Source organism: Priestia sp. TGN 0903 (assembly GCF_050846855.1).
Taxonomy (GTDB): Bacteria; Bacillota; Bacilli; order Bacillales; family Bacillaceae_H; genus Priestia; species Priestia zanthoxyli.
Window position 1 is genome coordinate 21,613 of the sequence record NZ_JBOZGL010000004.1, and the last position, 21,858, is coordinate 43,470.

General features: G+C 39.0%; 22 protein-coding genes. 4 read left to right on the forward strand and 18 right to left on the reverse strand.

What is annotated here, in order from left to right; genetic code table 11:
* Positions 1–2: 2 nt before the first annotated feature.
* Genes bshA through ACRPLY_RS14630 form a run of 5 tightly spaced genes read right to left on the reverse strand, consistent with a single transcriptional unit; the run spans position 3 to position 3,406 of the window.
* A complete protein-coding gene (gene bshA, locus ACRPLY_RS14610; RefSeq protein WP_028414087.1) occupies positions 3–1,130 on the reverse strand; it encodes an N-acetyl-alpha-D-glucosaminyl L-malate synthase BshA in 1,128 nt (375 codons plus the stop codon).
* Positions 1,131–1,841 (reverse strand): bacillithiol biosynthesis deacetylase BshB1, encoded by a 711-nt coding sequence (bshB1, locus tag ACRPLY_RS14615; protein WP_028414088.1) that lies wholly within the window; start codon positions 1,839–1,841, stop codon positions 1,131–1,133.
* 10 nt (positions 1,842–1,851) lie between these two features.
* Entirely contained in the window at positions 1,852–2,250 is a 399-nt protein-coding gene (mgsA, locus tag ACRPLY_RS14620) for a methylglyoxal synthase (protein WP_013056092.1), read from the reverse strand.
* A 12-nt stretch (positions 2,251–2,262) separates the two neighbouring features.
* The gene (gene dapB, locus ACRPLY_RS14625) at positions 2,263–3,063 is read right to left on the reverse strand and encodes a 4-hydroxy-tetrahydrodipicolinate reductase (protein ID WP_028414089.1); all 801 of its coding nucleotides are present in this window, start codon (positions 3,061–3,063) and stop codon (positions 2,263–2,265) included.
* Positions 3,064–3,076: 13 nt separating this feature from the next.
* Positions 3,077–3,406: a nucleotide pyrophosphohydrolase gene (locus ACRPLY_RS14630; protein WP_013056090.1), complete on the reverse strand. Its 330-nt coding sequence runs from the start codon at positions 3,404–3,406 to the stop codon at positions 3,077–3,079.
* A 312-nt stretch (positions 3,407–3,718) separates the two neighbouring features.
* On the opposite strand from ACRPLY_RS14630, the gene ACRPLY_RS14635 reads away from it, so the two are divergent.
* Positions 3,719–4,585, forward strand: a complete 867-nt coding sequence (locus tag ACRPLY_RS14635) for a YitT family protein (RefSeq protein WP_028414090.1) — start codon at positions 3,719–3,721, stop codon at positions 4,583–4,585.
* Positions 4,586–4,614: 29 nt separating this feature from the next.
* Here ACRPLY_RS14635 and ACRPLY_RS14640 read toward each other — a convergent pair whose 3' ends face one another.
* From ACRPLY_RS14640 to ACRPLY_RS14655, 4 genes are all read right to left on the reverse strand, one after another.
* Positions 4,615–5,292 carry a zinc metallopeptidase gene (locus tag ACRPLY_RS14640; protein ID WP_013056088.1) on the reverse strand — a complete coding sequence of 226 codons (678 nt, stop codon included), beginning with the start codon at positions 5,290–5,292 and terminating at the stop codon, positions 4,615–4,617.
* Positions 5,293–5,356: 64 nt separating this feature from the next.
* Positions 5,357–6,133: a sporulation protein YpjB gene (locus ACRPLY_RS14645; RefSeq protein WP_028414091.1), complete on the reverse strand. Its 777-nt coding sequence runs from the start codon at positions 6,131–6,133 to the stop codon at positions 5,357–5,359.
* An 84-nt stretch (positions 6,134–6,217) separates the two neighbouring features.
* Entirely contained in the window at positions 6,218–7,234 is a 1,017-nt protein-coding gene (locus tag ACRPLY_RS14650; RefSeq protein WP_028414092.1) for a CAP domain-containing protein, read from the reverse strand.
* Positions 7,235–7,424: 190 nt separating this feature from the next.
* The gene (locus tag ACRPLY_RS14655; RefSeq protein ID WP_028414093.1) at positions 7,425–7,844 is read right to left on the reverse strand and encodes a CBS domain-containing protein; all 420 of its coding nucleotides are present in this window, start codon (positions 7,842–7,844) and stop codon (positions 7,425–7,427) included.
* A gap of 185 nt (positions 7,845–8,029) precedes the next feature.
* On the opposite strand from ACRPLY_RS14655, the gene ACRPLY_RS14660 reads away from it, so the two are divergent.
* A complete protein-coding gene (locus ACRPLY_RS14660) occupies positions 8,030–8,389 on the forward strand; it encodes a YugN family protein (protein ID WP_013056084.1) in 360 nt (119 codons plus the stop codon).
* Between the two features lie 36 nt (positions 8,390–8,425).
* Here the strand turns inward: ACRPLY_RS14660 and ctaG are convergent, their stop codons facing one another.
* From ctaG to cyoE, 6 genes are all read right to left on the reverse strand, one after another.
* Complete coding sequence (ctaG, locus tag ACRPLY_RS14665) at positions 8,426–9,364, reverse strand: cytochrome c oxidase assembly factor CtaG (RefSeq protein WP_432231926.1); 939 nt, start codon at positions 9,362–9,364, stop codon at positions 8,426–8,428.
* 57 nt (positions 9,365–9,421) lie between these two features.
* Positions 9,422–9,754, reverse strand: coding sequence for a cytochrome c oxidase subunit IVB (ctaF, locus tag ACRPLY_RS14670; RefSeq protein WP_014460982.1), 333 nt, complete (start codon positions 9,752–9,754; stop codon positions 9,422–9,424).
* A 4-nt stretch (positions 9,755–9,758) separates the two neighbouring features.
* Positions 9,759–10,379: a cytochrome c oxidase subunit III gene (gene ctaE, locus ACRPLY_RS14675; RefSeq protein WP_013056081.1), complete on the reverse strand. Its 621-nt coding sequence runs from the start codon at positions 10,377–10,379 to the stop codon at positions 9,759–9,761.
* Positions 10,379–12,244 carry a cytochrome c oxidase subunit I gene (gene ctaD, locus ACRPLY_RS14680; RefSeq protein WP_028414095.1) on the reverse strand — a complete coding sequence of 622 codons (1,866 nt, stop codon included), beginning with the start codon at positions 12,242–12,244 and terminating at the stop codon, positions 10,379–10,381. The genes ctaE and ctaD overlap by 1 nt, the downstream gene beginning before the upstream one ends.
* Before the next feature lie 34 nt (positions 12,245–12,278).
* Entirely contained in the window at positions 12,279–13,334 is a 1,056-nt protein-coding gene (coxB, locus tag ACRPLY_RS14685; RefSeq protein ID WP_432231927.1) for a cytochrome c oxidase subunit II, read from the reverse strand.
* A 137-nt stretch (positions 13,335–13,471) separates the two neighbouring features.
* Positions 13,472–14,410 carry a heme o synthase gene (gene cyoE / locus ACRPLY_RS14690; protein ID WP_028414097.1) on the reverse strand — a complete coding sequence of 313 codons (939 nt, stop codon included), beginning with the start codon at positions 14,408–14,410 and terminating at the stop codon, positions 13,472–13,474.
* 504 nt (positions 14,411–14,914) lie between these two features.
* Here cyoE and ACRPLY_RS14695 point away from each other — a divergent pair.
* Positions 14,915–15,817, forward strand: a complete 903-nt coding sequence (locus tag ACRPLY_RS14695) for a COX15/CtaA family protein (protein WP_028414098.1) — start codon at positions 14,915–14,917, stop codon at positions 15,815–15,817.
* 39 nt (positions 15,818–15,856) lie between these two features.
* On the opposite strand, the gene pyc is transcribed toward ACRPLY_RS14695, so the two are convergent.
* The 3 genes from pyc to ACRPLY_RS14710 form a co-directional block, all read right to left on the reverse strand.
* Positions 15,857–19,306, reverse strand: a complete 3,450-nt coding sequence (pyc, locus tag ACRPLY_RS14700; RefSeq protein ID WP_028414099.1) for a pyruvate carboxylase — start codon at positions 19,304–19,306, stop codon at positions 15,857–15,859.
* Between the two features lie 133 nt (positions 19,307–19,439).
* Positions 19,440–20,630: an FtsW/RodA/SpoVE family cell cycle protein gene (locus ACRPLY_RS14705; protein WP_028414100.1), complete on the reverse strand. Its 1,191-nt coding sequence runs from the start codon at positions 20,628–20,630 to the stop codon at positions 19,440–19,442.
* A gap of 143 nt (positions 20,631–20,773) precedes the next feature.
* Positions 20,774–21,040: a YlaN family protein gene (locus tag ACRPLY_RS14710; RefSeq protein ID WP_370506486.1), complete on the reverse strand. Its 267-nt coding sequence runs from the start codon at positions 21,038–21,040 to the stop codon at positions 20,774–20,776.
* Between the two features lie 281 nt (positions 21,041–21,321).
* On the opposite strand from ACRPLY_RS14710, the gene ACRPLY_RS14715 reads away from it, so the two are divergent.
* Positions 21,322–21,822, forward strand: a complete 501-nt coding sequence (locus tag ACRPLY_RS14715) for a hypothetical protein (RefSeq protein WP_014460988.1) — start codon at positions 21,322–21,324, stop codon at positions 21,820–21,822.
* Positions 21,823–21,858: the final 36 nt, after the last annotated feature.

A 21,858-nucleotide genomic window follows, 5' to 3' on the forward strand; every position in this document is an offset into this window, starting at 1 on the left:
CTTCAACCCTGTACCAATTTATAATAAAGTTTTTCATATTGACTCACAATCTCTGTTGAATGAAATTTATGATTAACTGCGCTTAGAGACGCTTCCCTCATTTGGTGATGCAGCTGTTCATTTTCAAGTAGCTGAATTGCTTTGCTCGCTGCCTCTTCGACGTCTCCAACTTCGCAAATATATCCTGTTTTTTCGTGTTCAATTACTTCGGGAATTCCGCCTATATTTGTTCCGATGCATGGAACACCACAAGCCATAGCTTCTAAAAGTACAAGCCCAAAGCTTTCTTTTTCAGATAATAACAGTTTTAAATCGCTAATCGAATATAATTCTGCTACATTTTCTTGTTTCCCAAGAAATAACACAGAATCTTGAAGATTTAGCTCTTTTACCAATTGAGACACAACCGTCATTTCAGGTCCGTCTCCTACAAGCAGCAGCTTAGACTGAAGCTTTTCATTAATAATAGCAAATGTTTTGACTATATCTGTAACTCGTTTGACTTGACGAAAGTTTGAAATATGAATAACGACTTTTTCATTTTCTAATATGCCATACTCCGCTTTTAAATACTGAACTTCTTTTTTATGATAAACTCGTTCATCAATAAAATTATACATCGTTTCAATTTCTTTATCTGGACTAATTAAATGGTGAGTTTGATCAACAAGTGACTGAGATACAGCCGTCACTGCATCTGATTTCTCAATTCCAAATTTAATTAAGTCTTTTAACGATGGATCCTCTCCTAGAACCGTAATATCTGTTCCATGAAGAGTCGTCACAATTTTCACTTCGTGCTCTACCATTTGTTTAGCTAAAATCCCGCAAACGGCATGGGGGATTGCATAGTGCGTATGAATAATATCAAGCTTTTCTCTTTTAGCCACTTCAGCCATTTTACTGGATAAAGCGAGATCATACGGAGGGTATTTAAAGACGGAGTATTGATTTACATCTACTTCGTGAAAATAAATATTTGGATATACTTTCGTCAATCTAAAAGGCATGCTAGAGGAAATAAAATGAATTTCGTGCCCCTTTTCAGCCAGCAGCTTCCCTAGCTCCGTTGCTACCACTCCTGAACCTCCAACGGAAGCATAACATGTAATACCAATTTTTAACTTCATTTATTTTCCACCTACTAAATCGTCGTACATCAAAATCGGTTTTTTAGATAAAAAACCTTCACCGTAAGCTATCCCGACTTCTTTGCCAAATAATCGCTCTCTGCTCTCTACCGTTTCAATATATCCGTTTACGAGCGGCGTATCAAACGTATCTGCTGTTTTTATAAATTGACTTTCATAAGCCTCTAGACTAGCTACTTTCTTTTGAAACGTGCTTGATACATCTACGATAAAATCTGGCTTATGAAATCCATTTATCATATAGAAATATAGAGACTCCGCACGATGAGCTTTTTGCTTCTTATCATCTATATAATTTTTAACGCCAGCGGAAAACATGGCCTCTTCTACAAGCTTTGCACAATTTCCATGATCAGGATGACGATCTTCAAAATAAGGAGCAAATATAATCCTTGGTTGATACGTGCGAATGACTGATGCAATTTCAGCTATATATTCTGGCTTTAAAAACAAACCTCTGTCTGGCAAATGCAGATGAATTCGCTCATGAACACCTAAGACTTCAGCTGCTTTAGACGCTTCTTGTTTTCGAATTTCAACCGTTCCATTTGAAGAAAGTTCAGCTTGCGTCAAATCGCAAATAACTACCTTCAAACCTTGTTCACTCATTCTTGCAATGGTTCCACCCATGCCGATTTCTACATCATCGGCATGAGCACCAAAGGCAAGGATATCTATTGTTTCTTTCATTATCTTCACCCTATTTTTTTATAATTGAACGCCAATGCAAATCGCCTCGTTCAAGTCCATGAATTAAAATCTCTGCTGTTCCCATATTCGTTGCAAGAGGAACCGCATAGACGTCACATAGACGCATCAGAGCTGAAATATCAGGTTCATGAGGCTGAGCTGTTAACGGATCGCGGAAAAAAATAACCATATCCATTTCATTTTGAGCAATTAAAGCTCCTATCTCCTGATCTCCTCCAAGCGGTCCTGATTGAAAGCGGTGAACCTTCAAACCTGTTGCTTCTGAAATACGCGTTCCTGTTGTTCCTGTTGCGAACAGCGAATGTTCCTGTAAAATCGCTTGATAGGCTGTTGTGAATTGTACCATATCATTTTTCTTTTTATCATGTGCAATTAAGGCGATTTTCATTTTTCTCGCTCCTTAGTCAATAATATTTTCTAACCCATATACAAGTGTGTCTACGTTCATAACTGTATCAACAGCTAGCTTCACACCTGACATAAAAGAAGCGCGGTTGTATGAATCATGACGAATTTTTAATGTTTGTCCAAATCCTCCGAACATCACTTCTTGGTGAGCAATCAGTCCTGGCAAACGTACGCTATGTAGGCGGATTCCTTCATAATCTGCACCTCGCGCGCCCTCTAGCAGTTCTTTTTCATCAGGATGACCCTGTTTTTTTGCTTCACGAACTTCACTGATCAGCTCCGCTGTTTTTAAGCCTGTTCCTGATGGTGCATCTAACTTTTGATCATGATGCATTTCAATGATTTCTACATCATCAAAGTATTTAGCTGCCATTTGTGAAAACTTCATCATTAAAATAGCGCCAATCGCAAAATTAGGTGCAATGATACAGCCAAGTTCCTTCTCTTCAGCAAGCTGCTTTAATTCTTTTAAATCTTCTTCTGAAAAGCCAGTTGTTCCTACAACAGGTCGTACTCCATATGTTAAAGCTGTTTTAGTATGAACGCGCCCAATTTCAGGTGTTGTCAAATCAACTAAAACATCTGCCTTAACGTCTTGAAAACATTTTTCAATATCCGTGTAGATCGGCGCTTGTACATTTGGCATTCCTTCAATATCACTTATGTATTTTCCTTCATTGATACGATCCACCGCTGCTACTAATTCAAAATGCTCTGTTTCTTCTATTAATAATACAGCTTCTTTTCCCATACGACCTCTTGGTCCTGCAAGTACAATTCGAATTTTGTCCATTCTTTTTCTCTCCTTAGTCTTCTTTTTTCGTCCAGCGATCTTTGTCACGCGTATTAAATTTATTCATAACGCGATCATGCGCTTCTTGTAAATCAATATTTAATGAATTTGCAAAGCAAATTAATACAAATAAAATGTCGCCCATTTCTTCTTCGACCGTACGTTCTGCTTCAGTCGTTTTCTTCGGCTTTTCACCATAATAGTGGTTAATTTCGCGCGATAATTCGCCCACTTCTTCCGACATTCTCGCAAGCATAGCAAGAGGACTAAAATATCCTTCTTTAAATTGGCTAATATATGCATCAACTTCTTGCTGCATTTGCTCCATCGTTTTTTTTGACATCTTTTTATTTCACCTCTTTTAGAAGTACACTCAGCTTACTATTATAACATCTTTACTTCAAATTATTTAGTGTAATTACTTCTTCTTACCACGCCTTTGTCAGATGCTCTTTCACAATATTCCTCACGTTTCCCTTAATTCTCAAAAATCTGTCTATATTTTACGAATTGAGGATACTACTAATACATAGCACTAGAAGAAACATCATCACTTTTTACTATTTTCAAAAATCTTTTCGATAGTTATTTACGAAATGAAATATATTCCTTTATGATAAGGTAGTGCAAAAACGGTCATAGGAGGTTTGTAAGTATGAAAGGTCTCAGATTAAAAAATATTATTTTTATACTGCTTGGTTCTGCTATATTTGCGTTTGGACTTGTTAATTTTAACATGCAAAACAATTTAGCTGAAGGTGGATTCACAGGCATTACCCTGCTTTTATTTTTCTTATTTAACATTGATCCCTCTTATTCTAACTTAGTGTTAAATATTCCTTTGTTTTTTGTAGGGTGGAAACTATTAGGGAGAACAGCATTTATTTATACCATGCTCGGAGTTGTTAGCTTATCGCTATTTTTATGGATATTCCAGCGCTTTCCGGTGAATATGCCCCTGCGCCATGATATGACTCTAGCAGCTCTTTTTGCCGGTGTTTTTATTGGAGTGGGTCTTGGCATTATTTTCAGGTTTGGAGGAACAACAGGAGGAGTCGATATCATTGCCCGTGTTGTTCAAAAATATATCGGGTGGAATATGGGGAAAACGATGTTTCTTTTTGACTTTATTGTAATTAGTGCGTCTCTCATTTATTTATCCTACCGAGAAGCTATGTACACACTTGTTGCAGTCTTTGTCGCTGCACGGGTTATTGACTTTATGCAAGACGGTGCGTATGCGGCCAAAGGCGCAACCATCATTTCGAATCATAACGAAGCCATATCGGATAAAATTATGAAAGAAATGGATCGAGGCGTGACGATTTTAAAAGGACAGGGTTCTTTTTCTAAGCAAGATACCAACGTGCTATACTGCGTTGTTAGTAAAAATGAAATTTTCCGTTTAAAGCAAGTTATTACTTCTGTAGATCCACACGCCTTCGTTGCAGTTACGGATGTTCATGATGTCTTAGGTGAAGGATTTACCCTTGATGAAAATAAAAAACCGCTTGAAAGATAAAAAAATACCGCTAATGCGGTATTTTTTTATTAGTCGTCGTTATTCATTCCTGTATAAATCATGATTAAACGAACCAACTCAAGAACTGCTACTGCTGCGGCTGCTACGTATGTTAAAGCCGCTGCGTTAAGCACTTTGCGCGTCTCGCGCTCTTCGTCATTTCGAATCGCTCCGACTGAGACGATTTGCGTCATCGCTCGGCTTGAAGCGTTAAATTCAACAGGCAGTGTTACAACTTGGAATACGACCGCTGCTGCCATGAAGATAATACCTAACAATAGCAACGGCTTAATCGACGCGATAATTCCAATCATAATTAAAATCCAAGAAGCGTTTGATCCAAGGCTTGCCACCGGCACAAGCGAGTGGCGAAGGCGTAAAAACGAATAGTTTTCTTTGTCTTGAATCGCGTGTCCCACTTCGTGAGCCGCAACGGCAGCGCCTGCGACAGACGTTCCGTAATAGTTGTCTTCTGACAAACGAATGACTTTTGAGCGAGGATCGTAGTGATCGGATAAAAATCCGCCTACAGGCTCTACGTGAACGTTGTACAATCCGTTTTCATCCAAAATTTTTCTTGCTACTTCTGCCCCTGTCATTCCTGATGAGTTGCTTACTTGTGAATATTTTTTGTAAGCACTTCTCACCTTAAACTGTGCCCAAATTGGCACAAGGATAATAATGAGAAAATAAATCAAAAAGCTCATTTACCCACACCTTTCATTATGTGTTTGACTACTCTTTTATTTTAGACAATTCTGCGCTTTTACGTCAATCATTACGCCCTCTGGCTGACTTTCTTTTCTGGTCAGCGAAATATTTTCGCGCTCCTACATAAAAAAGTGTAGCAATAATAATACTTCCGGTGGTAATTGTAACCCAAATAAAAGACGGGTCCGTACGATTTTCTTTTACTTGTTCAAAAAAATCTTTTAAATTTTGTTCCATTTGGTTGAACTGGTCATCGTTAATCTCACTTAGCGTTCCTTCACTTTGTAAAAAGTGAACGTCTGCGCTCACACGCTGTACGTAGGGAGACGACACGTCTACCTGCGCGCTCGGTAAGATCATATCATATTCCTTTAAAAATTGCTTAAGCTGCGCTTCATAAGCCGCCTGTTGTCCTTTTACTGCTTCATTTCGCATCTCTTTAAATGTTGCTAGCATACTGCCCTCGAGTTCAGTCCACATAGGCTGATGCTTGCTGTGCAGCGCATCGACTAATAATCGAAATTGAGTAGCTTTTTGAAGACGTTCTTCATCACTGGAATCAGAAGATAAAAGAGACCTTTCTACCTGTTCATAACAAAGAGTTAAAATACGTATATCTTCGGCCGATACGCCCAAAGAAGCTGTATTGAGACTGGTAAATTCATTCGAAAAATTTCTGAACAAATGTTGGGCTGCTTTATACTCCTTTTGCTCTACAAGCGATAGCGTTTGATCAGATAAGTTATCAAGCTTTTCCCACTGCCCTTCAGCTGCATGTACAGTAGTCGTATATGCAAAGAAAAGTACGAGCAATATTCCTACTATTCTTCCTTTCATTCTCGTCCCTCCTCTAACCTCTACTAAAACTTATGAGAAAGAGGACAAGAGTAGACCTATTTTCAAAAGGAAGTTTTAATCTTACTATTCATTCATCGGAGTGATAAAGTTTTGCGTATAATACTTCTCATATACACCTACACCAAGACGCGTAAACTCTTTATTGAGTAAAGCCTTACGATGTCCCTCACTATTAAGCCACCCTTCAACCGCAGCGATTCCATCCTGATAATTCGAGGCAATATTTTCGCCCGCGATACGGTATACTACATCACCTTTTTGCAGACGGTTGCCTAAATCACCTTGTGCTGGTGAAACGTGAGAGAAATAGTTTAAGTCACTCATTTCTTTGCTGTGTAAATAAGCTACTCCGGCAGTGGCTTCGTCCCAAGCTAAAGGTGACAGCTGAAAACGGTCTCGAATTACATTTGTAATATCGATAATTTGCTGCTCTTCTCCTTCTTGGACACTTTTCCACTCCTCTGCTGTCAATGACGGAGCTGTTGGAAGCTCGCCGCGATAAACAATTTCGTACGGACGCTGTTTTAATAGCGTGTCCATATCCATAATTCGAATACTTGAGATTGTATTAAGGAACTGATCAAAATATAGTTGGACGTATACATCTCCATATTTAATAATTGGACGCATTTTCATATCCTCTTCACTCAGACGAAATCGGTATTCATTTCCGTCTTTTTGAAGCGTGAGTTCGGATGAAAGTGAAACTCTTTTTTCCACTTCTTCTCGCTTCTCACCAATCTCAAAAGGATCTGTATTTGTTTTTGAACCAATGACGTATACGGATACGACTTGATTATTTTCTACTCCTACCTGCGCATACGTTTGACGATTCTTTTTGTAAATCCACCAGTCATAGCCATATGCAGAAGAATCAATACGATCCGGCTCTCCAAGCATTCCAATTAACTGTTCTGAATGATCTCCAATGAGCCTCATCATATTTTCACTTTGTTTTTCATAAGAAGCCACTTCTTGGGTGGGCTGACTTTTGGAATCCGTTTGGTTTTGCTCAATATTTTGACCCGTTAGATATTTTTCTAGCTGAGGTAAATAATCCTCCGCGTATACAAATGCCACTATTAATACGAGAATAAAAATAACTTTTTTCAGCTTTTCTTCCTCTCCTTACACCTGTTTTCTTTACCTGTTTAACTTATTTTTATCTCTATTATACATGCATTCAAAAAAAAATAGCTATCGGTATGAAGGAAACAAAAGAAAAAGCCAACTATTTACGAATATCCTGCAAACAGTTGGCTTTCGCTTTTTAATGCGTATGTTCTGAAATGTCTGAGAGCGCTTCTCCTGCACGTTCATTTGCATAGCGAAACGTTGATAAATCACCTAGCGAAACAATCCCGACTAGCTTTTGATTTTCCACAACAGGAAGACGACGGATTTGATGTTGAGCCATAAGCTTAGAAGCTTCTTCTACAGAGGCTTCCGCTGTAATAGTTATAAGCTCTTCACTCATAACATCCGTTACTTTACTTGAATTTGGCTTCTTTTCTGCAATGCCTTTTATAACTAAGTCTCGATCTGTAATCATTCCTACTAACTGATCTCTATCGACAATTGGAATTGCGCCTACATTCCATTCCTTCATTTTCACTGCCACTTCATATACGTTATCGAGCGTGGTGCATGTTTCCGTATCAGCTGTCATTACCTCTTGTACAGTTTTCATTGTTTTATCCTCCTTTACATAGTGTGTTCGCTTTATAGTGTGACCAACTTTTTAGTAAACTTTCGCATTTAAAACGTTTAAATAAAAATAGATAACGTTTACATTTTTCCTTATTAGATATTGCAAGTTTTATCCATTCAGCTTATGATTTAGTTGGGGTATATCTGTTTTGGGAGGGAGTTCATATGAAATTTGAATATGCAAAGTTTGATTCATTAAAGGTAGATTTAGATTTATTAGATGAGATTATGCATCAATTTGGCCTGGTCCGCGCCGGACAATGGGATTATGAACGCGTCACGTACGATCGAAAATTCGAGTTTCAGCGAGATACCTTCTATTTGCGAGTCCAAGGACATGCTATTTCAGGCGATGTAGGGGGCAGGCATGCTGTTATTCACCTTATGACACCTCTATTAGGCAAACATTATTATCCTCACGGTGTAGAATATGGAGACGGAGAATATTTCCCGCCATCCCTTGTAGAACAGTGTGAAAAGATATTAACACAAATCAAATCACAGCTTGAAACCGTTCAGCTATAGAATTAGAAAAAGCGCAGTAATCAGACTGCGCTTTTTTTAATTCAAAGGAGGAGTAGACGGAAATTCCTTTGGTTTTATATCTTGAGGTTCAGTAAAATCAGGCATGTACGTATCTTTCTCTCGTTCTTTTCGAGCCCACTGAAAAAAAATAAAGCCTAAAACCGTTCCATACACAATTTCTTGAATGATCTTCATAATAACGCCGCCTAGCTGCTGGTCTTCCACGGGAGGCAGCGTATTAAACATCTCAGGAGCAAGCTGCCCTAAACTTGCAATCATAGAAGGCGGTACACAAAGGGAAAGAGCTTGTACCCAAGCGCTTGAGTCTGTATACGTCGCATACAAAGAATGGTTTGCAAAAATAATCAGCGCGCACGCTGGAGTAAGAAGTACGCCATCTGCAAAAATGTATCCAAGCTTTTTTAAAGAACTTAGCGTTTGTTCTTCTTCTAGCTGATTAATGAGTGGCCACCACATACAAAATGCAGCGATAAATAATACAACACTCACGATTCCGTGAAGCGTCATATCCGTTTTAATAACATCAAAAAGCAGCGGAATATGATACAAAGAAAATACCCCATTGAATAATAGTAAAGCAATTAAGGGCTTTGTAAAAAATTTAAAAACAGGTTTAACCCCTCTTACATAAATAACAGAACGAGCTAACCACGGTGGAATTCCTAAAATAAAAAGCGGGGGAATCACCAAGTAAACAATTGCCATTTGCGTCATATGAGCACTAAACATAAAGTGCCCTAGTAAATCTACAGGTCCTCCTTTACATATATACAAAAGAACCATGCTGATAACAAAATACGCTTTTGTTTTTCTGTCTACGGCCGCCGCTCCTATAAAATTCCCTCTCCATCTACCAACGATGAAAAAATATAAGACGGTCACCAGACAAATGGTTAAAAAATAGTAAGGACTCCAAAGTGCTTCAAAACCAAACATCTGCAAATTGTTAATCAACGTCTATTCCTCCTTCTACAGATGATGAAAAGGACTGGCGCATGCCAGCCCTTTTCTTTACCACCAAATAATGGTTACAAAAGCTAAAATGGTTAAAAGAGCTACCAATACGCCTGAATACAAGAAAAATGCTGGTATGGTATGTCCTTTGTGGTTCATATGCATGAAATAATAAAGTTGAAAGATGACTTGAACAACCGCCAAGAGCACAATCACCGGCATAATGTACCATCCGCTAAACTCTTGATAAACCGCAAAAAAAGCAATTAGTGTTAAAAACAACATCATTGCAAAAGAGATAACTTGCATCTTCATATCTTCTGCGTTTCTTTTTTTACGATATTCTAAATTGAGCCTTGGGTTATCTGAGTTTGATTGATTTGTCGTCATCAGCTTATCCCACCATTCCCATTAAATATACAACCGTGAAAATAAAGACCCACACAACATCGATAAAGTGCCAGTATAAACTTGCGACATAATATTTAGGAGCGTTATATAAGTTTAGCCCCCGCTTCGCATTTCGAATCATCAAAGAACCAATCCAAAGCAGTCCGAACGTTACGTGAGCTCCGTGTGTCCCAACCAGCGCGTAGAAAGAAGAACCAAATGCGCTGCTTGTAAACGTATGCCCTTCATGAACATAATGCCTGAACTCATAGATTTCTAGCCCTAAAAACGCTAAACCTAAAAGCCACGTAACGCCTAACCATAGCTGCATCTTTTTAAACTCAAAATTTTTCATATGATACATAGCATATACGCTTGTTAGTGAACTTGTTAATAAAATCATGGTTGCTGCAAAAACAAGCTTAATATCAAACAATTCTTCCGGCTTAGGTCCTGACATCGTTGAATTGCGCAAAGCTAAATAAGTAGCAAAAAGTGAAGCAAACAAAACCGTCTCCCCGCCTAAAAAGAGCCAAAAGCCGGTGAATTTATTTTTCCCTTCAAGCGTTGCTTTTTCAGGCGAAGCAGGGAAAGTTTCAGCGGTTAGCTTTTGTTCAGTCTCCATTACATCTTCGCCTCCTTGTCATCATCAACTAAGTCTTCTTTGTGAATATGAAAGCCGTGATCATCAATCCATGAACGGAAGAACATCGATAAAAACATGACGACCATTCCGATAATCCCTACAACATCTCCCCACGCATGATCATTTCGATACAAAAAGCCAATCCCTGCAATAAACATCCCAAGCGATATCATAAATGGAATAAACGATGAGTTTGGCATATGAATATCACCAAGAGGTTCGGCTGGCGTCATTTCTTTATTTCCTGCCATTTTTTCAATCCAATATGCATCTAACCCGCGTACAAGCGGCGTTTGTTTAAAGTTATACTCTGGTGGCGGAGATGAAATAGCCCATTCTAATGTACGTCCGTCTCCCCAAGGATCTCCTCCTACCTTTTGTCCTTTGGCAGTGGTTTTTATAATGTTAACAAGTAAAATGAGCGTAGCAACCGCCATGAAAGCAGCTCCTGATGAACTGATTGCATTCCCAAGGTCGAGACCTTGATTAGGCAAGAACGTCCATACGCGGCGAGGCATCCCCATTAGACCTAAGAAATGCTGAATAAAGAACGTTAAGTGGAAACCAATCAAAAAGAGCCAGAACGTTGCTTTGCTTAACTTTTCATCTAACATCTTGCCAAACATTTTTGGCCACCAGTATGTGACACCTGCTAATATAGCGTATACGACACCGCCTACGATAACGTAATGGAAGTGAGCAACGATAAAATAAGAATCTTGAAATTGATAATCTGCAGGTGCTACAGCTGCCATAACTCCTGTTACTCCCCCGATAACAAATGACGGAATAAAGGCGACAGCGTAAAGCATTGGAGACGTAAACTCAATACTTCCTCCCCAAAGCGTAAACAGCCAATTGAAAATTTTAATTCCAGTTGGAACGGCGATGGCCATCGTAGCGACAGCAAAAATGGCATTTGCAATCGGACCAAGTCCGGTTGTAAACATGTGGTGAGCCCACACCATGAACCCTAAAAATCCGATTAATACGGTAGCAAAAACCATCGACGAGTATCCGAATAATCTCTTTCTTGAAAAAGTAGGTAAAATTTCCGAGAAAACACCAAACGCTGGAAGAATTAAAATATATACTTCCGGATGACCGAATATCCAGAAAAGATGTTCCCAGATAATCGTATTTCCACCCATTGTGGCGTCAAAAAAGTTTCCACCGAACAAGCGGTCAAAAATCATTAAAAACAATCCAACCGTCAGTGCTGGAAACGCAAACAAAATAAGAGCTGATGCAACAAACGTCGTCCACGTAAACAGCGGCATACGCATATAAGTCATACCTGGCGCCCTCATGTTAATGATTGTTACGAGAAAGTTGATACCTGAAATCAATGTCCCGGCTCCGGAAATCTGCAAACCTATCGCATAAAAATCAATTCCGTGACCAGGCGATGCAATAGACAGCGAAGCATATGATGTCCAACCTGCATCAGGTGCTCCTCCTAAAAACCAGCTTAGATTTAAAAAGAGTCCCCCAAAGGCAAACAACCAAAAACCTAACAAATTTAAAAATGGAAATGCTACATCTCGAGCTCCGATTTGCAGCGGAACAACTGCATTCATCATAGCAAAAAGAAGCGGCATGGCAGCTAAGAAAATCATCGTTGTTCCATGCATTGTTAAAATTTCATTATACGTTCCTGCACTAACAAAGTCATTGCTTGGTATAGCCAGCTGAATACGTATAAATAGCGCTTCCACTCCTCCGACTAGAAAAAAGATACCGCCGGCAATTAAATAAAGAATGGCGATTTTTTTATGATCAACGGTTGTCATAAAGTCCCAAATTGTTCCACCTACACCCTTCTTTTGACTGAGTGTACTCATCGCTAAACCTCCCCTTTTAAAAACGACTGGACGTTTATTTTTCTTTTAAACTCATTAAATAGTCTGCTAGCTCATTTACTTGTTCATCAGTTAAGTCAGGATATGTACCACTCATCTTATTACCCGGCTTAACTTTCTCAGGGTTTTTTAACCATTTTTTGATATTTTCCTTGTTGTGAGGAAGCACTCCAGCTACACGCTCACGTTCAGAAAAACCGGCTAAGTTTGGTGCTTGACGAGCTTGCTCTGGACGATTGTCTTTGACATCAACAGCATGGCATCCGATACAGCTTTCATTAAAGACCTCTTGACCCGCTTTTGCGGATGCTGTTTCTACATCAGGCTTTGCCTTTTTCAAATCTTTTGCCCACGTATCAAATTCATTGCTTGATACAGCCCGTACTTTAAAGTCCATAAGAGAATGAGATGGACCGCAAAGCTCAGCACATTTTCCGTAGAAAACCCCGTTAGCTTCCTTCGATTTTTTAGAATCAAACACTAGCCAGAATTTATTATCATTTTCTGTGTTAGCATCGAGCTTTCCTCCAACTGAAGGAATCCAGAATGAGTGCTTGACGTCAGAAGCTTTAATATTAAAGTAGACTTTTTTATCCGTTGGAACAACTAGATCTTGGGATGTAATAATTTTTTGATTAGGATACTCAAATTCCCACCAGTACAAGTTAGCACGCACATTTACTACGACAGCATCTTTGTCCTTCATTCCTTTTACGTCCGCTAGCTTAAATGTTGAGATGACCGTTGGAACAGTCAAAATAATGAGCAGCAAGATAGGAATCACTGTCCATATAATTTCTAACTTTCTGCTTCCTTCCACTTGCTTTGGAATCACGTTTTCTTCGCCTTTACGACGGCGAAAGCGCAGAATAACAAATATAAAGATAATGGTGACCACAATAATAACTAAAACCATGATGGCTGTACTAAGAAGCATAAGCGAATATTGTTCTTCAGCTACCTCACCTGCAGGCTTAAGTGTTGACAAAAACGGTTTTCCACAGGCCGATAACACGAATGCAAGCAGCGTAAATAACGACAAAAGACGAAAGTTCAATCGCCATTTTTTCATACCATTCCCCAACCTCTCTTTCATTGACGTGATTTCATCTATGCCCTCTTGAGCATAAAACTTATTCCTTCTATAATGAATTCTACATGTAGAAGAAATCCCCCTTGTGCAGCGTCGCATTCAGTGAAAGATTTTATCTAGGCAAAAAGCGTTGCGACAATCATTGAGACAAATAAAATAGTTAAATAGTTTAGTGAGTAGACAAACATCATGCTAGCCCACTTTGTGTCTTCTTGTTTATTGTATTGAGCAAATCCTAAAAATAGCCATCCTATGTTTAAAACAGTGGCCAAAATTAGAAATGGAATGCCTAATTCGTATAAATAAAGAGGTAATGGCAACAAACAAGCAATCCAAATGAGAATCTGTCGTTTTGTAAGCTCAAAACCATGTACAACAGGCAACATAGGGATTCCCGCTGCTCGATATTCTTCACATCTTCGCATAGCAAGAGCTAGAAAATGAGGCGGCTGCCAAATAAACATGATTAAAAATAATACCCAAGCCACTACGTGTAAATTGGGATCGATAGCGGCCCATCCAATTAATGGCGGGACAGCGCCTGATATACTTCCGATTACTGTATTAATTGTGTATAGTCTTTTGGACCACATGGTGTAAAGAACTACATATGTAAGTATTCCTGCTAATCCGATGAGAGCGGCTACGGAAGAAACAACTAGTAGCATAAGCAAGCCGGTTAACGTCAAACCGATTCCAATCCCAAGGACCGTCAAAGGTGTAAAACTTCCTGTCACTGTAGGTCGTCCCTTTGTTCGTTCCATTAGAGGGTCAATGTCACGATCTATGTAATTGTTCAAACTGCATGAACCGGCGATGATAAGTGAAGAACCTATTAAAGTAAAAAATGCTTTATCCAGGTTTTCTAAGAAGTGTTGTTCGTTGAAGAAAAGAGCTAGCCAAAAACCAGTAAAGGTGGTGATGAAATTTGAGTTGACTATTCCGATTTTAATCGTAGCTAAAAAATCTGACCAAATGGAACTATTTTCGCTTACATGAGCTGTGTTAGGCGATGCAGAAAGCGTTGAATCTTCCACCATTTTTGAATCTTCCATGGCGCTTCCTCCTTTACTCATCCACAGACTTTTATCTAGTAAATAAAGAGTCTATAAATGAAGGCGTTTTCAACATATTTTTACAAAAATCTCCTCTTTGTTCACAAAGAAGTCATATTCCTCTCACCGAAACTACTTAAAAGCTTCACATATAAACGATAAAATAGTAGAGAATTATCTATTTCTCATGTTTATTAAACCATATTTTGCCGTTACTTTGTGAAGAATTCATGAAAAAAATATGGATTTTTTTTGTCATGAGCTAAATGCATGTCCCTGTCACTTGTTAAAAGATATTTCTGCAAGTAAAATAGTTTTCTGTACGGTACCTTTTACATATCTGCAGAGTCAAACTCATGAACAACCCTTACACTTTCTACCATTATAACAAATTCAATCAAGTTTATGGAGAATAAATGAAATTTATGTTTAATATACAAAAAGATTAGGATAAAATGTTTAGCTCGTTATATTACTTACTTTGCTTTTAGGATGGTGATTATTGTGCGACTTGGATTAAAGTTTTTATCCGTTGTGACGAGCATAGCCATGTTACTTATTCTACTTGGCGGTGCTCTTGTTACGAAAACTGGTTCAGCAGACGGGTGCGGAGATTCTTGGCCTCTGTGTAACGGACAGCTCATTCCCGACCCTTTAACATTTGAAACCGTTGTTGAATTAAGCCACCGCTTAGTTTCTGGCGTGTCGGGCTTTCTTGTACTCGCTTTATGCGTATGGGCGTGGATTTCACTAGGACATATAAAAGAAGTTAGACCTTTAGCGTTTATCTCTTTTTTCTTCCTAGTACTGCAAGCATTAATTGGGGCCGCTGCCGTTATGTGGGGGCAATCAGATGCGGTGCTTGCTCTTCATTTTGGTATTTCCCTTATTTCGTTTGCTTCTGTACTGCTGTTAACACTTATCATCTTTGAAGTGGATCAAAAGCTCGACACAGCTAATATGCAGCTAGGCTCTAAAATGAAAAAACATATTTACGGGGTTATCTTATACACATATGCCGTTGTGTACACGGGCGCGCTTGTTCGCCATAAAGAAGCTAGCTTAGCCTGTCCAGACGTTCCATTTTGTTCAAACGGAAACGGTTGGCTACCCGTTGATTTGAATCAGTGGATTCAAATGGGACATCGATCCGCTGCTGTTTTAACGTTTGTATGGATTTTAGCTGCCTTTATTCATGCAGTTAAATATTATCGTCATCAAAAAAATATTTTTTACGGATGGTTAGCTGCTCTCATTCTAGTTATTTTTCAGGCGGTTTCCGGTATGCTTGTTGTTGTCACACGTCTGCAGCTAGAGCTCGCGCTTGCTCATTCTTTAATTATCTCTTTCCTATTCGGTGTATTAAGCTACTTGACCTTACTTGCAACGCGTCATACACATAATTAATCAAAAAAGGTACGAGCTCTGAGCTCGTACCTTTTTTGATTAGCTTTCTAATTCAATTAATAAATCTCCCGGCTGGATGCCATCTCCATTCGATACGTGTACTTGTTTAATCACGCCGTCAAATGGTGCTTGCACGGTTGTTTCCATTTTCATTGCTTCTGTGATCATTAAGTGATCACCTTTTGAGACTTTATCGCCTTTTTCTACTACTACTCGAATAACGGTTCCAGGCATTGAAGCGCCAATGTGGGACGGATTTCCTTGGTCGGCTTTTTGTTTTGCCGTAACGGTTGTTTTGACACTTTCGTCTTTAATCACGACTTCACGAGGCTGACCGTTTAATTCAAAGTATACTGTTCGCGTACCGTCTGCCTGCGGTTCTCCAATGGATACAAGGCGAACGATTAAGGTTTTTCCTTTTTCAATCTCAATTTCAGCCTCTTCTCCTAAACGCATGCCGTATAGGAAAGTCGGTGTATCAAGAACAGAGATGTCTCCGTATTGTTCGACTGCTTTGTGATAATCCATAAATACTTTTGGATATAGCGCATAAGCAATGGCGTCAAAACTCGTCACTTGACGATTTAAGTCTTTAAATAGCTTTTCTTTCACTGCATCGAAGTCCACATCTTCTAACAGTTCTCCAGGACGAACTGTAATAGGTTTTCTGCCTTTTAGAATGATGCGCTGAAGCTCTTTAGGGAATCCCCCGTGAGGCTGTCCTAAATACCCTTCAAACAATTCGATAACGGAATCCGGGAAGTCAAGCGTTTCACCGCGCTCAAACAGCGTTTCTTCTGTCAAATTGTTTTGAACCATAAACAATGCCATGTCTCCAACTACTTTTGATGATGGCGTAACTTTTACAATATCACCAAATAACAAATTCACGCGTGAATACATATCTTTTACTTCATCCCAGCGGTTTCCTAAACCAACTGCTTTTGCTTGTTGCTGTAAGTTGCTATATTGACCGCCTGGCATTTCATGCTCGTACACTTCCGTATGAGGAGCATTCATCCCGCTTTCGAAGTCTTGGTAATATTTTCGCACGTCTTCCCAATAGTAAGAAAGCTCTTCTAGATTTTTAATATCCAGATTTGGTCTGCGGTCCGCACCTTCTAATGCGTAATAAAGAGAGTTAGCGCTCGGCTGAGACGTTAAGCCTGCCATTGAGCTTACGGCTACGTCTACAATGTCTACACCTGCTTCAATTGCTTTTGCGTACGTGTATACACCGTTTCCGCTTGTATCATGCGTATGAAGGTGAATTGGAATATCAACCGTTTCTTTTAGAGCCGATACTAAATCATAAGCTGCCTGTGGTTTTAAAAGACCCGCCATATCTTTAATGCCCAGGATATGTGCTCCAGACTGCTCAAGCTCTTTTGCTAAGTTCTTGTAGTAATCCAAATCATACTTACGGCGCGTCGGATCTAAAATATCACCTGTATAACACATCGCTGCTTCTGCAATCTTCCCTGTTTGACGAACAGAGTCAATTGCAAGAGTCATTCCTTGCACCCAGTTTAAGCTGTCAAAGATACGGAAAACATCAATACCTGCATAAGCTGATTTTTCAACAAATTCCTTGATTACATTATCAGGATAGTTTTTATATCCAACCGCATTTGACGCGCGAAGAAGCATTTGGAAAAGAACGTTTGGCGCTTGTTGACGTAAAGTAAGCAAGCGATCCCACGGATCTTCTTTTAAGAATCGATAAGCGACATCAAACGTTGCTCCTCCCCACATTTCCATAGAAAACAAATCCGGAAGCAAGCGTGCAGTTGGGTTAGCTACTTGTTTTAAGTCGTTTGTACGAATACGCGTTGCTAAAAGAGACTGATGGCCATCACGGAAGGTTGTATCCGTTAATAGCACTTCCTTGCGTTCTTTCACCCAATTTACTAGCCCTTCAGCGCCTTTTTCATCTAAAATCTGCTTTGTTCCGTTTGGAATTGGTTGTTTTATATCGACATTAGGAACACGCGGTTTCGTAAAGATCGGCTTTTTCTTTTCCGATACACCCGGGAATCCGTTTACCGTAACATTCCCAATGTATGTAAGCATTTTAGTTCCGCGGTCTTTTCGCTTAGGGAAGACGAAAAGTTCAGGCGTTGTATCAATAAAGGATGTATCATAAGCGCCTGTTAAGAACTTATCATGCTTTACTACATTTTCAAGAAATGGAATATTGGTTTTAATTCCACGAATACGAAACTCTTTTAAGTTCCGTACCATTTTTGATGCGGCTTGATCGAATGTTAAGGCCCATGTTGTTACTTTTACTAACAGTGAATCATAATACGGCGTAATGACAGCACCTTGGAAGCTGTTTCCCGTATCTAAACGTACGCCAAAACCGCCACCAGAACGATAAGCCATAATCTTACCCGTATCCGGCATAAAGTTATTTAACGGGTCTTCTGTCGTTACACGAGATTGAATTGCATATCCATGTACGTGAATTTGGTCTTGTGCAGGAATAGACACTTCCTTGCTGTGAAGTGCGTAGCCGTCCGCAATTAAAATTTGCGATTGAACGATATCAATACCTGTAATCATTTCAGTAATTGTGTGCTCTACTTGAACACGTGGATTTACTTCAATAAAATAAAAATCGTTTCCTGATACTAAAAATTCTACTGTACCAGCATTTATGTACTGCACTTTTTCCATCAGCTGCACAGCTGCTTCACAAATGCGGAGACGTAAGTCTTCATCTATAGAAACACTTGGTGCTACTTCTACTACTTTTTGGTGACGACGCTGCACTGAACAGTCGCGTTCGTAAAGGTGCACAACATTTCCTTGTTCATCACCTAAAATTTGCACTTCAATATGTTTTGGATTTTCAACTAGTTTCTCGACGTATACTTCATCGTTACCAAAAGCCGCTTTTGCTTCTGATTTGGCACGATCATAAGATTCATTCAGGCTGTCTGCATCGCGAACGATACGCATGCCTCGACCGCCTCCGCCCAAAGCTGCTTTGATCATTAGAGGATATCCATGCTGATTAGCAAATTCTTTTGCTTCGTCAATTGAATCAATAGGACCATCTGTACCAGGAATAACGGGAATATCTGCTTGAATAGCCTGATGACGTGCTTTTACTTTATCGCCAAACATATCAAGATGCTTGGATTTTGGGCCAATAAAAATAATGCCTTCTTCTTCGCAACGTTTTGCAAATTGGATATTTTCTGACAAAAAACCATAGCCAGGGTGAATAGCATCTACATCATGAGACTTAGCAATGTCGATGATGCCTTCTATATCTAAATAAGCATCAATCGGCTTTTTCTCCGCTCCTACTAAATAGGCTTCATCCGCTTTGTAACGGTGATAAGAACCTGCGTCTTCCTTCGAATAAATTGCAACAGTCCGAATATTCAGTTCAGTACATGCTCGAAATACACGAATCGCAATTTCTCCCCGGTTTGCTACTAATACTTTTTTGATTTTTTTAGTTACAAAACTCATGTTGCTAATCTCCTCTCAATTTCGTATAAACTTCAATATATAGCAAAATTGGATAAAAGAAAAGCAAAAATCAATGGAAAATAATAAAATTCCAATAAATTTTTGCTTTTTTTACACAATTTTTTTACGAAAATCAATCGCTTGTTGTTGATGTATTGTTCGGATGTAGCACAATATTTTCCGTATTTTTCTGTTTTTTATTTTGATAATTTACGAAAAATGAAATATTTACAATAATTCCCATAGACACCATCAGCGTTAGTAGCGAAGACCCTCCGTAACTGATAAACGGAAGCGTGACGCCGGTAATCGGAATGAGTCCCGTAAGCCCTCCAAGGTTGATGCCTGTTTGAATACCTATCATACTGGCTACTCCAATACAAATCATGCTAGCAAACGGATCCTGAGATTTTTTAGCCAGCATTAAAATCCTGAAAATTAAGAAGCCTAAAAGGCCCAGCACGAGCATAACTCCAAAGAATCCTAATTCTTCTGCAATAATGGCCATAATGAAATCGGTATGGGGCTCGGGAAGATAACCATACTTTTGTACACTTTCTCCTAAACCAAGGCCTTTTAAGCCTCCTGTACCTATTGCTAAATATGAATTAACCAGCTGATAACCGGTTCCTTGAGCATTAGCAAACGGATCTGACGCACCGGTAAAACGGCCGATTCGATTGGCAGTAAACTGACCTGTAAAAAAACCAATCGTAATAATGACCGTAAGCAAAATAATACCTAGTGCTAACATGCGGAAAAAGGTTTTTTTAGAGATTCCTGAACATAGCATAATGGTAACGGAAATCGCAAAAATAATTGATCCCGTTCCAAGGTCAGGCTGAATCGCTACAAAACCTAATATTAGAAATACAAGACCCATAGGTCCAAAAAAAGCTTTTTTGATGTTGTCAATATACTCTTGCCTTTTAGACAAAACATACGATAAGTATAAAATGACAACAAGCTTGGCATACTCAGCCGGCTGCATGTTTGCTCCGCCAAGCTGCAGCCAACTTTGCGCATTGTTACTCGTATGCCCCATTACAAACACAAGCAAAAGCAGTACAAAAATGCCCAGAATCGCATAAGGCAGTATTTTAGGATACAGCTTGTAAGGTGTTAGCATTGTTAAAATGAACAATACAAGCGTAAAAGCAAGCCACATTTTTTGTCTGTTGTAAAAGAAATCACTTGACGTATGATATCTTGTAATACTTACAATCATACTTGAACTGTAAACCATAACTAGTCCAACCGCACAAAGAAGCAGCACTGGAATTACAATTGAATAGTCAAAATGCCTAAATATTTTTTTTACCATAACCCTCTTCCTTTAAAAATGACGTGTTTCTGTTTCGTTTCATTTTTTATGTACAAATTTGAGTAAATTAGGAAATTTCAACCACCTGTAATAAAAAACTCAAACTACGTTTGTATATAGTTTGAGTTTCGATCGCGTGATTTTTATTTTTTTGTAAACGCTTCATGCAGTGCAGAAAGTTCACGCTCGAGGCGGTCTAGCAATGTTTTTCCAACACGTTCATCAATTAAACCAAGACGAACTGCAAAATCAATTTCTCTTGATAAACCAAACATTTGTGTATCTAAAACCTCTTCATAAAGAGGACATTGTGGCATTGTTAAGTTATCCATTTGAACTTGAATTAATTGCAAAATCTTATCTGCATCAGCTTTTAACAACGCATACGCTTTTTCACGATGATCTATCATTGTCTCAGGCGTCAAACTCAATCCCTCCGTTCGCGAGCGATTACCTAATCTATCTCTCAATTTTAAAGGCTATGCTCCAAAAAAGCAAGGATAAACATGTCCGTGTGGCTGGCCGTCTTTTTTATACTGTTACTTTCTCAAAACCATTACCTTAGATGTAGGAAATTTCGCACTTTCGTTGACTCTTACATTATATCATACGAGAATCACTCTCAACTAAATTTTTTCATCAAAGTGACAAATAAGGAGAAAGCGCTTATACTTTTAGCAAGGGGGCATTTATGATGAATTCAATTATTATGTTAAAAGGAAAAGTAAAATATACGCTGACACTCGACCCAAGCGTGTGGATTTTCGATGACCGCAAGCTCGATATGGACGTTTTCTTTGAACATCCACCGGAGCAAAAAGACGAGACAGAAGCGTACACAAAGGCTGTTTCTAAGCATTGGGACCGTGAAATTCAAGAAGGAGCCGTCTTTCCTCCTACGTTAAAAACCGAAAAGAAATTCAAAAAACAGGAGCTAGTAAATGGAACATTTGGGATTTTATTTGCACCTTTTCTAGCAAACGCTTCACCTACTGAAGACGCTACCAACGTTTCATTTAAAACAAAAGACGCGCTGATTTCTTTTTCATTAGAAGAAGCGCAAAAACTAATCTTTGGTTTCAGCCAAGACGGAAAGCCTCTTAGAGAAGACGGGCCTATCTATGTCTATTTACCGGACGGATCTAACCGAAATAACCCTATTAAATATGTGGAAGAAATCATCGTTACATAATAAAAAAAGGTGGGGTTCCAAAAGGAACCCCACCTT

What these genes read in the sequence shown, in the direction of transcription:
- bshA (WP_028414087.1), bottom strand. Translation starts at nt 1,130, where the DNA reads ATGAAGTTAAAAATTGGTATTACATGTTATGCTTCCGTTGGAGGTTCA.
- bshB1 (WP_028414088.1), bottom strand. Translation starts at nt 1,841, where the DNA reads ATGAAAGAAACAATAGATATCCTTGCCTTTGGTGCTCATGCCGATGAT.
- mgsA (WP_013056092.1), bottom strand. Translation starts at nt 2,250, where the DNA reads ATGAAAATCGCCTTAATTGCACATGATAAAAAGAAAAATGATATGGTA.
- dapB (WP_028414089.1), bottom strand. Translation starts at nt 3,063, where the DNA reads ATGGACAAAATTCGAATTGTACTTGCAGGACCAAGAGGTCGTATGGGA.
- ACRPLY_RS14630 (WP_013056090.1), bottom strand. Translation starts at nt 3,406, where the DNA reads ATGTCAAAAAAAACGATGGAGCAAATGCAGCAAGAAGTTGATGCATAT.
- ACRPLY_RS14635 (WP_028414090.1), top strand. Translation starts at nt 3,719, where the DNA reads ATGAAAGGTCTCAGATTAAAAAATATTATTTTTATACTGCTTGGTTCT.
- ACRPLY_RS14640 (WP_013056088.1), bottom strand. Translation starts at nt 5,292, where the DNA reads ATGAGCTTTTTGATTTATTTTCTCATTATTATCCTTGTGCCAATTTGG.
- ACRPLY_RS14645 (WP_028414091.1), bottom strand. Translation starts at nt 6,133, where the DNA reads ATGAAAGGAAGAATAGTAGGAATATTGCTCGTACTTTTCTTTGCATAT.
- ACRPLY_RS14655 (WP_028414093.1), bottom strand. Translation starts at nt 7,844, where the DNA reads ATGAAAACTGTACAAGAGGTAATGACAGCTGATACGGAAACATGCACC.
- ACRPLY_RS14660 (WP_013056084.1), top strand. Translation starts at nt 8,030, where the DNA reads ATGAAATTTGAATATGCAAAGTTTGATTCATTAAAGGTAGATTTAGAT.
- ctaF (WP_014460982.1), bottom strand. Translation starts at nt 9,754, where the DNA reads ATGACGACAAATCAATCAAACTCAGATAACCCAAGGCTCAATTTAGAA.
- ctaE (WP_013056081.1), bottom strand. Translation starts at nt 10,379, where the DNA reads ATGGAGACTGAACAAAAGCTAACCGCTGAAACTTTCCCTGCTTCGCCT.
- ctaD (WP_028414095.1), bottom strand. Translation starts at nt 12,244, where the DNA reads ATGAGTACACTCAGTCAAAAGAAGGGTGTAGGTGGAACAATTTGGGAC.
- coxB (WP_432231927.1), bottom strand. Translation starts at nt 13,334, where the DNA reads ATGAAAAAATGGCGATTGAACTTTCGTCTTTTGTCGTTATTTACGCTG.
- cyoE (WP_028414097.1), bottom strand. Translation starts at nt 14,410, where the DNA reads ATGGAAGATTCAAAAATGGTGGAAGATTCAACGCTTTCTGCATCGCCT.
- pyc (WP_028414099.1), bottom strand. Translation starts at nt 19,306, where the DNA reads ATGAGTTTTGTAACTAAAAAAATCAAAAAAGTATTAGTAGCAAACCGG.
- ACRPLY_RS14705 (WP_028414100.1), bottom strand. Translation starts at nt 20,630, where the DNA reads ATGGTAAAAAAAATATTTAGGCATTTTGACTATTCAATTGTAATTCCA.
- ACRPLY_RS14710 (WP_370506486.1), bottom strand. Translation starts at nt 21,040, where the DNA reads ATGATAGATCATCGTGAAAAAGCGTATGCGTTGTTAAAAGCTGATGCA.
- ACRPLY_RS14715 (WP_014460988.1), top strand. Translation starts at nt 21,322, where the DNA reads ATGATGAATTCAATTATTATGTTAAAAGGAAAAGTAAAATATACGCTG.